This is a genomic window from Neptunomonas sp. XY-337, assembly GCF_004959845.1.
GTDB lineage: Bacteria > Pseudomonadota > Gammaproteobacteria > Pseudomonadales > Balneatricaceae > Neptunomonas > Neptunomonas marina.
In genome coordinates this window covers 290457-303453 of record NZ_SPLL01000002.1, presented here as the reverse complement: position 1 = coordinate 303453, position 12997 = coordinate 290457, and the positions used below count along the sequence as shown (strand labels likewise).

Below are 12997 nucleotides of genomic sequence, written 5' to 3'. Positions count from 1 at the left end.
CCCACAATTGATATCGGGTACGAATTACGAATAGATACCCCACTTTAAAAGCAAGATACCCGCTTAGTCCACTTAAATTTCGTGTTAATTCTGTTCTACATCAACTTAAAAACGTAAACTAGCGAGCCATTGTTTATTCTATTTAGCGACGCCCTGAGAACCATGACTAAAAATACCCGAAAAATCTTAGTGACCAGTGCTTTGCCGTACGCCAACGGGCCAATTCACCTCGGACACTTAGTGGAATATATCCAGACTGATATCTGGGTACGTTTCCAAAAACAACGCGGCCACCAATGCACTTACGTCTGTGCTGATGATGCGCACGGTACCCCGATCATGCTGAAAGCAGACCAGATGGGTATTTCGCCGCAGCAACTGATCGACCAAGTAAGTGCCGAGCACCAGCGTGATTTTTCTGGCTTCATGGTAGGGTTTGATAACTACTACTCGACGCACTCGGACGAAAACCGCGAGTTTGCATCGCTGATCTATACCCGCTTGCGCGACAAAGGCCACATTGCCCAAAAGACCATCACGCAAGCTTATGATCCTGAAAAAGAGATGTTCTTGCCTGACCGCTTTGTCAAAGGTGACTGCCCGAAATGTGGCGCTCAGGATCAATATGGCGACTCCTGCGAAAAATGTGGTGCAACTTACAGCCCAGTTGAGCTGAAAAATGCTTACTCTGCCGTATCTGGTGCTAAACCGATTGAGAAAGAGTCTGAGCACTATTTCTTCAAACTAGGCGACTTTGAAGCGTTCTTGCGTAATTGGGTTGATAACCACGTACAAGAGCAGATGATCCACAAGCTCAACGAGTGGTTCGAAGCGGGTCTGCAAAACTGGGATATCTCTCGCGATGCGCCCTACTGGGGTTTCGAAATTCCAGGTGCACCGGGTAAGTATTTCTATGTCTGGCTGGATGCGCCGATCGGTTACATGGCCAGCTTTAAGAACTGGTGTGATAACAACGGCGTAAGCTTTGATGAGTACTGGAGCGAAGCATCCGATACCGAGCTATATCACTTTATTGGTAAAGATATCGCGTACTTCCATACTCTGTTTTGGCCCGCCATGTTGGAAGGTGCCGGATTCCGTAAGCCCGATGGCGTTTTCTGCCATGGCTTCTTGACCGTTGATGGGCAGAAGATGTCTAAGTCTCGTGGCACGTTTATCATGGCCGAGACCTACCTCAAGCACTTACGCCCTGAATACTTGCGTTACTACTTTGCAGCCAAGTTAAGCTCTGGCATTGATGATATCGACCTTAACCTCGAAGACTTCCGTATGCGTGTTAACGCGGATCTCGTGAATAAGGTGATCAACATTGCTTCACGTTGCGCCGGCTTTATCAAGAAGAAGTTTGATGGTCAGCTGAGCTCTCAACTTGTAAACGCCGAGCTCTATAATGAAGCGGCCGCCATGAGCGAGAGTATCGCCACAGCATACGAGAAACGTGAGTACGGCCGTGCGATGCGCGAAATTATGGCTTTAGCGGATAAGGCTAACCAATATATCGACGCAGCGGAGCCGTGGGTATTAGCAAAACAGGAAGGCAAGGAGCAAGAGGTTCAAAATTGCTGCACAATGGGCATCAACTTGTTCCGCGTTATTGTCTCCTACCTTGCGCCGGTACTTCCGCATGTTGCAGCAGAAGCCGCCGAATTTTTGAATATCGATAGCTTTGCATGGGACGCTATCAACACACCGCTGCTTGATCACAAAGTAAACAAGTTCAAGCCGCTGATGCAGCGTATTGAAGAAGATAAAGTCAACGCGATGATCGAAGATAGCAAAGCGACATTAGCAGCGATGGCCGCCGCAGCACCTGCAGCACCGACAGCCGAGAAAACGCCGCTGCAAGAGACACCGATTGCTGACGAGATCACGTTCGATGATTTTGCCAAAGTCGACCTACGTGTTGCACGTATTGCGAAAGCTGAGCATGTAAAAGGCGCAGATAAGCTATTGCAGCTCACACTGGATCTTGGTGGTGAGACGCGCAACGTTTTTGCGGGTATCAAATCAGCTTATAGCCCCGAAGACCTCGAAGGTAAGCTTACGGTTATGGTGGCGAACCTCGCACCTCGCAAAATGAAATTTGGCATGTCTGAGGGCATGGTGCTAGCAGCAGGCCCTGGCGGCAAAGATCTATGGATTCTTGAACCGCACGATGGCGCTCAGCCAGGCATGCGTATTATGTAATAGCATGAGCCCTCGATACGTGAGTAAAGCGTAACGAGGGCTCATTGTAATTATTTAACTTGCTACCCCTGCATTATGATGTAGTTAGTTCTATGCTTGAGGATGTCGTTTAACTTGTGCGCACTTTATGCTGAACTGGAAGTCACCCAAAGAGCAATGTCGATATTGGATTGCCTCAACCTTGTTGTGGGTGGTCGCGCTTTCTGCATCTACGGCTACGGCCTCTGTTCTTGGAGTGCTCTACCCTGATGCTCCTCCCCCCTATCGCCAAGTCTTCTCGCAACTGATTGATGGGATCCGAGATCAGTACTTAGGTACGGTCAAGCTCTACCCGCTCGATACATCAACAGACTCGGCCACGTTACAAGCTCAGCTTCGCAATGATAGTGTTGATGCCATCATTACACTCGGCCGCAGCGGCTACACCCAAGCCGAACAACTCACTAGCGAAAGGCCTTTGGTTAGCGGTGCGCTACCGCTGATACCCGGACAAGGTACGGGCGTTAGCCTCATTCCAGATCCAGAAGAGCTGTTTGTGCAGCTCAAGCGCTTATCCCCAAATATTCAGCAAGTTCATACCATTTTATCTGAGCAAAGCCGCTGGCTAGAGCCTATTGCTCAGGCGTCAGCTGCCCGCCAACGTATCAAGCTAACGATTCATTACGCCTCTGATATTGCAAGTACCTTGGCGCTCTATAAACGCTTATTAACGCATGCTGACCGACTCCGTGATGCATTGTGGCTACCCCCCGACCGGCAAGCAACGAATGAGTCGGTGATCCTGCCGATACTTTTGCAGGAGGCATGGGAGAAACGCCTGATTATTTTTGCGAGCAAACCGTCATTTGTGCGGCGTGGCGCACTGTTCTCGTTGTTTCCTGACAACGAGCGTACTGGTAGAAGGTTGGCTGAATTGGTCGGCAGCCTACAACAAGAGGAAAAGAACCTCGGGATTGAATTTTCTAAATCAGATAAACTCGTTATAAACCAACGCACTGCAGCGCACGTGGGCATCAAACTAACGCCAGCTCAACTTCGCTCTGTGTATCGAACTTATCCGCAACCGTAGTACTGACGTGATAGCATGAACCAGATGATCAACAACAAGAACTATAGCTTCCGGCGCCAGCTGATGATCTTTTTGATCGCCGCTATCGCGTTACTGTCGCTTGTTAGCTCTACGGTGTCATCTTGGATTGCCCTGCATCAATCCGGCCAAGTACTTGAGAAAAACGCGTTACAAATTGCCGATCACTTCAGTAAGCAAAGCGTGCTCGCCCTGTTGACCCGCAGTGAAGACAATGCCGAATCGGCGCTATCTCAAGTGATGGGTTTTGCTGATGTTACAGGTGGTGCTATCTTCGCCGATACACAGCAAGCACTGTTTGTAAAAGGCGAGATTCAACCCGATCAAGCAAAACTTGCTGACTGGTTATCCTCACCCAAACCGACTATCGCAGTGGATGCGCGTGACTACTGGATTATTACCTCCCCCGTGATTTTGGAGGACGATAGAGAAACCTTTACTGAGTTCGCTCTTTCGCAAACTCACACCCAACAACTGCTTGGATTCGTTATGATCCAAGTCTCGAAAAGCTCTATCGTGCAGCTGACCCAGCAGCTGTTCTCCTACACAATCGGTATCGGTATCGTATTCGCGCTACTATGTTTGTGGCTATTAAATATCGGCCTGCGCCGGATTATCGATCCAATACGTGCCCTATCAGCGACAATGAAAGCCGCTCAAGATAGCGGAGCCCATACCTATGCAGAGATTAGCGGCCCTCAAGAAGTTCACAGCATAGCTCAAAGCTATAATGCCATGATGGCAGCTCTAGAGGCACAGGAAAAGCGCTTAAAAGAGCTAAACACCAGCTTAGAATCTGAAGTAGAGATCCGTACCAAGGAGCTAACGCACGCGCGCGATACAGCGCTCGTCGCAGTACGCACTCAGTCTGAGTTTCTAGCGAATATCAGCCACGAATTGCGCACACCGCTTCAAGCGGTCATGGGTTATATTGACCTCGTTGTTGAAGAGTTAAACGAGCAGGGAATGTATGACCAAGTGAGTGATTTAGAGGCATCTCTTAGCGCAGCGAACCGCCTGTTAACACTCATCAACTCGATTCTCGATCTTGCTAAGTGTGAGGCGGGAAAAACCGAGCTCGTCTTAACCGAAACACCTTTGAAACGCCTTACCAAAGAGACCGAAGCGATTATCCGGCCATTAGCGGTTCGCAACAGCAATACGCTCACAATCCACCTACCCGATAATGACAGCATTCTGCTGATCGATAAGGAAAAAACGCAGCAGATTTTGCTGAACTTACTGTCGAATGCGTGTAAGTTCACCAAAGCGGGCACTGTTGAGTTACATATTGATTTGCAAGATGAAACGGTTAAATTTGCCGTCTCAGATACCGGTGTCGGTATCGCAGCGGATAAACTCGAGTCTATCTTTGATAAATTCAGTCAAGGTGATGGTAGTGTGAAGCGCCGCTATGGAGGCACAGGGCTCGGCTTAGCGATATCCAAACACTTTGCCGAAATGATGAATGGCAGTATCCACGTCAGTAGTGCGCAGGAGCAAGGCTCCCTTTTCACACTGACACTACCAAAGCAGGTTACCTTTAAAAACTCACTTACAATGGGGTCCTCCGAGGACCAAAAAGGTTAGATATCAACATGTTCCTTCAGAAGCGATACTCAGCTCTCTCACTGGCTCTCGTTGCTAGCGCGTCAGTATACGCCAACAACGCCTATGAAAATGACGAGCTGGGGGGCTACTACGCTGAAGACGAACTTGTCACTATCGCCACCGGAACGCAGCGCTCACTGCGCCAAGCGCCATCATCAGCCAGCGTGATATCCGCCGAGCAGATCCAAGCGATGGGCGTTACCAATCTACGTGAAGTACTTGAGCGCATTCCGGGTCTACACGTTATGCCATCAGACCTGAGCCGTATGGACTCGGTTTACTCCATACGAGGTATTGAGACTGGCTTTAACCCGCAGGTGCTGATTATGATCAATGGCACCGAGATTAAGCAAAACGCCAACGGTGGCCTGCCATTCACGTTTCGGATGCCGGTGAGCAATATCAGCCGTATTGAAGTCATTCGCGGACCTGGCTCGGCTGTCTATGGTGCCGACGCATTCAGCGGCGCAATCAATATCCACACGAATACTGCAGCGGAAAACCTAACGGGCGCAGCGGGCGTCCGGCACGGTGCATTCAACAGCACCGATGTCTGGGCACGCAAAGGCTACATGGGTGAACAAATGAGTGCCTCCATCGCGTTTGAGCTACAGCGCTCAGATGGCGATGATTCTCGTATGGCGACCCGCGATACCCAGAGCGGTCTAGATGCCCTGTTCGATACCGACGCATCATTAGCGCCCGGTGCGTTTGCCACACGCTACGATACAGGCACGGTACAACTTGATCTTGGCTGGGGCGCTTGGCAGTTCTCTAACTGGTACTGGCGCCAATCCAATGGCGGTCTTGGGCAAGGTGGCGCACTTGCATTGGATCAAGATGGCTATCAAGATGCCAGCCAGTGGTTATCTCAGCTGAACTACCAAACAGAGCTCAGCAAGCACTTACATTTCGAAGCGAAAGGCTCGTTTGTTCGAACTGATAGCGATAGCTTTTTTAACCTCTTTCCTTCAGGTGCCGTTTTACCTATTGGCCCAGATGGCAACGCTTTTTCCGCACCCACTACGCAGGTTGTCCGTTTCCCCCACGGCTATATCGGCAACCCTAAGTCGCGCTCAGAGACACTCAACATCGACGCGATTCTTGGCTACCAAGGTATCGAAAACCACGCTCTTCGCCTTGGTGCTGGCTGGAGTAAAGATCGGGTAAAAACCAAAGAGTATAAAAACTATGGTCCCGGCGTTATCGGCACGCCGGGGTTTGGCAGTGACCAACTGACGGATGTCAGCGACTCTGCGAATGTTTATTTAAATAATCAGTCAAGCCAGTCATTTTATTTGTCTGCGCAGGATGAGTGGCAAATCAGCAATGATGTGGCTTTCACAACCGGATTACGCTGGGATCATTATGATGACTTTGGCTCCTCGCTTAATCCACGTATGGCACTCATTTGGGAAACATCTCATAACTTAACATCAAAACTTTTATACGGTACTGCGTTCCGAGCGCCGACTTTCAGTGAGCAGTACCTAATGAACAACCCCGCGCTTATCGGCAACCCCGACTTAAAACCTGAAGAGATCGAAACATTGGAGCTAGCGTTTGACTATCGGCCCAGTTTCTCGACAGATTTCAAACTAAACCTATTCCGCTATCGAGCAACTGGCCTTATTGCTACCGTTCCTAACGGCAGCCAACGCGTTTATCAAAACAGCAGAGATCAAGATGGTTATGGTGCTGAGCTAGAGGCAACATGGCGCGTGAATAGTAAGCTTTACGCCTACGCCAACTACGCATATCAACATGCTAGTGATGCGAATACAGATAGACGCATTGCCCGCGTACCATCACACACCACCTATCTGGACCTTCGCTATACGCCTGATAACAGCTGGACAATATCAGCACAGCACTACTGGGTGGGTTCACGATATCGCGAGACGGGCGACCAACGCAGCCGTATCGATGACTACCACTGGGTAAACGCAAAACTATCGAAAACGATTATGCAGGGGCAGCTAACCGTTTCGTTAATTGCCAAGAACCTGTTTGATAGCAGTGCAGCAGAACCTGCATCGGCACAAATAGCCGATGATTATGCCCTTGAAAGCCGCAGCCTTTGGGCACAGGTCGAGATGCGCTTTTAAACAAAAAACGGAGCACAAGCGGTGATGAAGAATGTTAATGAAGCGCGCCGCGACGAGCACTTTGCGGAACAGATCTCCACTGCCATCTGGCATGAAAAGCCCAGCGATGATAATCCGTTTATCTCACGAGAGTCGCGATGCCATGGGTATGAACACCTGGCACTGATGCAGCAGAAGAGCTTTGCCGAGGTGATCTTTCTGCTATTTCGCGCAGAACTCCCTACTCAAGATGAGCACACGCTCTTTAACGAACTCCTGATCGCACTTATTCATCCCGGCCCCCGCCACAACGCAACCCGTGCAGCCATGAACGCAGCCGTCAGTAAAACACATAGCAGCCATATACTACCGCTCGCATTGCAAGTTCTCGGCGGTCAATGGCAAGGGAGCGAAGAGGTGTTTTTAGCGGCCAAATTTCTCTTAAAGTCACAAGGTCAAGCGCCCGAAGACTTTACGATCGATACCCCAGCAGAGCTAACCACTGACAATACCAAGCCCGAACTGCAACTAGCACCGGGCTTTGGGAGCCTCTATGGGACACGTGATACCTACACGCACCAACTCGCTGATAGACTGCTAGCCTTACCACAAGCGGGGAAAATGATGCAGTGGGGGCAGCAGCTCATCACTGCACAAGCGAATGAGCGTATCGGCTGGCGAATTTCTGGGCTGACCGCAGCCTGCTTGGTAGACCTTGGCTTTTCACCCTATCAAGCCGAGCTGATTTTCCAGATCGCCAGCGCGCCCGGTATTGCTGCGCAGGCAGCCGAGAAGACCGACCAACCCATTACCGCAATGCCTTTTCTTAAAGACAAAGACTATGTCATCAAAACCTGAACTGCACTTTGCTGAGTGGCTAGCACGCCGCACTCAAATCACCAGCCATAAAGGTGGTTGGCGCATCGGTGATGCGGTCTACAACCAAAACTTGTCGCTTTTGGATGATGTGGTTGGCTCGTGGTCTTGGGTCGAGCTGTTACTGTTTAACTTAACCGGTAAACGCCCCGCCCCCGCGCTTTTAAAGTGGGTAGAGTGGAGCTTTATCTGTGTCAGCTGGCCTGATGCAAGAATTTGGTGTAACCAAGTAGCCGCGCTAGGAGCGAGTTCGCAAGCAAGCAGTGTAGCCAGCACATCGGCCGGTATCCTTGCTGCAGAGTCGAAGCTCTATGGGCCCGGCGTGTTGCCGAGCTGTTACACGCTGCTGAGCCAGTTGGTTGCGCAATCGCGGAGCGGCGAATCAATCGCTGACATGGTCGCGTCCAAGCAAAAGCTACCCGGGTTTACCCGCCCAATAGCACTGGGAGATGAGCGCGTTAAAGCGATGCAAGCTGCCAGCCTTGAACTGGGCTTCAAACCCGGTGAGTTTGAACGCACAGCCGTAGCAATCAGTGACCACATCTGCGACAGCACCGGCGAGAGCCTTAACTTCGGCGGCTACATCGTGGCATTTCTGGCCGACCAAGGCTTCTCTTGCAGAGAGGTGACTGAGCTCTACACCTATTCGATCGCGGTTGGCGCCCTAACCTGCTACACCGATGTGCGTAATGATATTCCGGGGGGATTTCTGCCGTTACGCTGCGAGGACATTCGGTATGACGGCCCAGCAGATCGCGAACTGCCCAAATCTCAGTAACGTCACTCTACCGCCGTAAGCCCTTTGACGCGCTCCCCCATCGGCGGCATAGCGCTTGAGTCTATTTGAACATCGAGAACCGTTGGGCCCTCCTTCGACAATAGCGCTTCAATATCAAGCGCCTGCAACGCGATTACACTGCTCACGCGCATCGCTCTCACCCCCATCGCCTCAGCAAGCGCTGCATAATTCACTCGCGGTAGCTCAAAGCCGCCGCGCTCAGCGCCCCCCATGCGCTGGCCATGCATCACCATGCCCAACACGCTATCATTCAGAATAATCATCAACAATGGCAATTGATATTGCTGCGCAACCGTAATCTCTTGTCCCGCCATCAAATAGCTTCCATCACCCGTGATACACACATGAGGCACATTCGGATTAGCGAACGCAGAGCCTATCGCGCTGCCGATGCCCCAGGTCATCGATCCAAACCCCATGGCGATTCGATAGCGATTGGAGACCTCAGCACGCCGAAAATAGTGCGTCGCCCAAGCCCAAGCATTGCCTGCATCCACATGAACGCGGGCCTCTTTAGGCAGGCGATTAGCAAGCCATGAAAAAAGCGCTTGAGGTAGCACCGGCACATGCTGCACCGCTTTTGAGTAGGGGTTTACCTGAGCCGCTTGCTCCTGCCTTGGCCCCAACCAGCGGTATCCATCGGCACGCAGCTCATCCACATGCTCAACCAGCAAAGGCATTAATGCCTCGTAATCCGCTAAGAGGTGTAGGCGCGCCATGGGCGATTGCACGAAGTTTCCAGAGTTCGCATCGATATGCACAACTTTATCGTTGAGAAGATGCGGCGACCATGCGTTAGTACTTAGCTCACAAAAGCGAGTACCAAAACAGAGCAATAGGTCATAATGCCCGCCCTGAATAAATGCCCGAGCACTGGTATGGCCAGCAAAACCATAAACGCCCACAAACTGCGAAGAACACTCGTTGACCTGCCCCTTAGCAGCTGGCGCACATAACACAGCCGCGTTCAACCGCTCGGCAAGCGATTCCAGCCAAGCGCCCTCGCCGTCATAATCAGCACCCACTAAAATAGCTACACGCTGCGCACGCTTGAGCTCCGACTGCAGTTGCGCAACACCAGCGAGATCAACCCGGGAGAAACTACGCTCAAGCACATTACTCACTGACAATGTTGGGATATGCTCGCAGGTTTGCGCCAAGATATCCGACGGGATACTGATATGCACCGGACCGCGGGGTAGCGTTTGCGCTGTATTGATTGCTTGGATCAGCTTACTAACAAGCTGTGAGGGATGTGAAACGAGGGTCGTAAACTTGGTGCAGTTGCCCATCATCGATACAACATCGACACCATTACGCGAGCTATCTTGTAGGGATTGCTTGGCAAACTTAGCTAAAGGCGTCTGGGCAGTGATAACCAACATAGGGACGCGATCAACAAACGCACTCGCAACCCCCGTCATCAGATTCGTAATACCGGGCCCCGTCGTGGCACAGCAAACACCAAAGTGCCCCCGCTCCCGCGCATACCCATCAGCCATGAAGGCGGCACCTGACTCATGCCGTGATACCACAATCTGCATCTCACCACGCTTTTGTGCCCGCAGCACGGCGTTAAAGAAAGGCTCTATTGAGCCTCCAGGCACGCCAAACACGCGATCAATATTCAACTGACGCAGAAAATCGATCACCACATCAGCAAAGGTGAAGCTATCACTCATTCTGTTCACTCCCTACTCGGCAATGAGGAGATAGCCAAGCGTTAGCGCTTTATAAAAAGTCGGGAAACACCGGTTCAGTTGCCATCTCAGCCAATAGATCATCTATCGCCATTGGCTTCCCTAAGAAAAAGCCCTGTGCGTAATCAACGTTGATCTCTCGCAGCAGGTTTAGCGTGTCGCTATCCTCAACAAATTCCGCAACGGTGGACTTACCAAGGGCGGCAGCAACTTCTCGAATCGCTTTAACCAAGGCAAGATCAATACGGCTAGAGGTCAGCTCGCGGATAAACGAGCCGTCGATCTTAACCGTATCAGCTGGCAGGTTTTTCAGATATGAGAATGTACTAAAACCCGTGCCAAAATCATCGATCGAGAAGCCACACCCCATTTGCGACAATTGACCCACCATGGTTTGCGTGACAGACAAATTGGATAAGCTAGCACTCTCTGTAATTTCAAAAATGATCCGCTTTGGATCCACGTTGTGCTTCGTCAGCATCTGCCGTACCCATGGCACAACAGAATCATTACGAAACGCCTGCGCCGACAGGTTGATCGCAATACGCTTCAGCTCTGGGTGGTCTGCCAACATCTTGAACGCTTTAGCAATCACGTGCTGATCGAGTAACGCCACATCCTCAAAACGCTCCAACGCAGGTATGAAGTCGCCCGGATAGATAATCTGATCATCGATCATAAGACGCACCAATGCTTCATAATAGGACACTTGATTGGTGGGTATATGATAGATCGGCTGAAAGTGCAGCACTAAGTCGTCATTCGCTATCGCATTCTTGACGGTATGTAGCCACTTCATCGAGCTGCGGATATCGCCAGCCTCTTGGTCCTCGTCGGTGTAGACATGAACACAATTGCGGCCGTGGTTTTTGGCGATATAAAGCGCTATATCCGCCTGCTGTAGATACACTTGTGGTTTCGCGACATGGCCATTGATCGCTGTAATACCGATACTACAACTGATCTTAAACACTTGGTCTTCAAAACGATACGGGTCGTCTGATAGTAGCTTACACAAGTTGCGAGCTGTGGCGGCGGCCTCTTCCAGCGTGGTATCGATAAGCAGCGCCGTAAATTCGTCGCCGCCGATACGGCACAGCCGGTCTGTCTCACGTAGGCGTTGTTGTAGCTTCTCTGCCACCTCTTTGAGTACTAAATCACCTTGATTGTGGCCTTGGGTATCGTTGATCGCTTTAAAGTGGTCAAGATCAATATATAAAAGGCAGTGATGCGAGCCGTAACGATACGACAAAGCCGCCAAGCGTTTCAGCTCACTATCAAAGAAGTGCCGATTGTAGAGCCCAGTCAAGGAGTCGTGCATGGCAAGGTGCTCTAAACGCTGCTCGGCGCGTTTACGCGCTGATATATCATCCATTGCAACAGAGAGCTTAAGTTTATTCTCTGGCTGATGGCTGATTTGGCTCAGGCGAGCCTCAACCCAAATTCCCTGTCCATACTGATCGCGCAGCTTAAACTCCAACGTCTCACGCGCTTGATCCGTATGATAAATGCGGTGTATGGCTTCCTCGAGCGAGATGCCTTGTACGAAAGAGTCACGCATCGTGAAGGAAACTAACCGTTTCCCAAGCGATAACGCTTCACTCAAACCGGTCAAGCGCAGCCACGCTTGGTTCACAAAGGAGATACGACCGTTTTCATCGAGCTCAAGCACCGCTGTCGATAAGTTATCCAGTATCGCTTGATGCTCCAGTGTCTGCGAGGCCAACGCGTGTTCATTGAGCTTTAGCGTTTCAATCGTCTCAACAAATTGCTGATTACTCACCAGAAAGTCTTCGCGCCGCGCAGCAATCTCACACACTTTACGCAGTTGCTCAGTTCGAAACGGCTTACTGATAAAGTCACATGCCCCTTGCAGCATGAGCTCTTCAGCGAGATCTGCCGAGCCATGAGCCGTCATAATGACAATGCTTTGCTCTGGCTTTTCAGCCAAAATCTCACGCATAACTTCAGGACCAGACATGCCGGGTAACATGACATCTAACAAGATAATCGGGTGTTTCTTATCACGCCACAGCTCAAGCCCAGAGAGCCCATCCGGCGCGATATCCACAGAAAAGCGCGTGCGTAAGATTCGCTCAATCAGGCTGGCCGTTTCCTCGGCATCCTCTATCGCTAAGACAGCAGGTGCCTGCTTCTGCGGTAGAAGAGAAAGATCTTGTTCAAGGTAATCTTTGAGACGATGAAATTGGGCAAAAGGGATGAGCGCATCAACATCGAACTCACGAGCAGTCGTTTCTGCGATGCGTTTGCACCACGTCGACGTGACCACAAAGAATGGCGTAGCCGCAGCACAATTAAATACACCTGAGCGAACCATGCGCACCAAACGCCAGCCGTCAAGTTCGTCTAAATCAATATCGCTGACAATACAGGCAATTTCCGCTTTTTTGAGCAAAGCAGCGGCCTCAGCTCCATCGCTCGCATCAACCACCTCATAGCGGTTTAAGCTCTCGATAAACTGTGCAAGTACATCACGGCGTTCAGCGTCGCCGTGAATAAGTAAAAGCTGAGGCAAACCCTTCATCAACACAACAGCCCTTCATTCGTTACTACCACTAGCCACCTCTACAGACAGCCTCTCTATACGAACTGTGTAAGGAGCAGTGGC

At 50.8% G+C, this 12997-nt stretch carries 8 protein-coding genes; 6 read left to right on the top strand and 2 right to left on the bottom strand.

Annotation, left to right across the window (positions count from 1 at the left end; all coding sequences use genetic code 11):
* Nucleotides 1-162: 162 nt before the first annotated feature.
* The 6 genes from metG (at nt 163) to E4L36_RS05050 (ending at nt 8647) form a co-directional block, all read left to right on the top strand.
* Entirely contained in the window at nt 163-2208 is a 2046-nt protein-coding gene (metG, locus tag E4L36_RS05075; RefSeq protein WP_136679510.1) for a methionine--tRNA ligase, read from the top strand.
* Between the two features lie 127 nt (nt 2209-2335).
* On the top strand, nt 2336-3277 hold the full coding sequence (locus E4L36_RS05070) for an ABC transporter substrate binding protein (protein ID WP_136679508.1): 942 nt from the start codon (nt 2336-2338) through the stop codon (nt 3275-3277).
* A 15-nt stretch (nt 3278-3292) separates the two neighbouring features.
* Nucleotides 3293-4885 (top strand): HAMP domain-containing sensor histidine kinase, encoded by a 1593-nt coding sequence (locus E4L36_RS05065; RefSeq protein ID WP_136679506.1) that lies wholly within the window; start codon nt 3293-3295, stop codon nt 4883-4885.
* An 8-nt stretch (nt 4886-4893) separates the two neighbouring features.
* On the top strand, nt 4894-7014 hold the full coding sequence (locus tag E4L36_RS05060; RefSeq protein WP_136679504.1) for a TonB-dependent receptor: 2121 nt from the start codon (nt 4894-4896) through the stop codon (nt 7012-7014).
* Nucleotides 7015-7038: 24 nt separating this feature from the next.
* Nucleotides 7039-7851, top strand: coding sequence for a citrate synthase (locus E4L36_RS05055; protein ID WP_136679503.1), 813 nt, complete (start codon nt 7039-7041; stop codon nt 7849-7851).
* Entirely contained in the window at nt 7835-8647 is an 813-nt protein-coding gene (locus tag E4L36_RS05050; protein WP_136679501.1) for a hypothetical protein, read from the top strand. Before E4L36_RS05055 ends, E4L36_RS05050 begins: the two co-directional genes overlap by 17 nt.
* A 2-nt stretch (nt 8648-8649) precedes the next feature.
* Here E4L36_RS05050 and E4L36_RS05045 read toward each other — a convergent pair whose 3' ends face one another.
* Together E4L36_RS05045 and E4L36_RS05040 are read right to left on the bottom strand one after the other, a co-directional pair.
* Nucleotides 8650-10350: a thiamine pyrophosphate-binding protein gene (locus E4L36_RS05045; RefSeq protein ID WP_136679499.1), complete on the bottom strand. Its 1701-nt coding sequence runs from the start codon at nt 10348-10350 to the stop codon at nt 8650-8652.
* Nucleotides 10351-10399: 49 nt separating this feature from the next.
* Nucleotides 10400-12913, bottom strand: a complete 2514-nt coding sequence (locus E4L36_RS05040; RefSeq protein ID WP_136679497.1) for an EAL domain-containing protein — start codon at nt 12911-12913, stop codon at nt 10400-10402.
* Between the last annotated feature and the right edge of the window lie 84 nt (nt 12914-12997).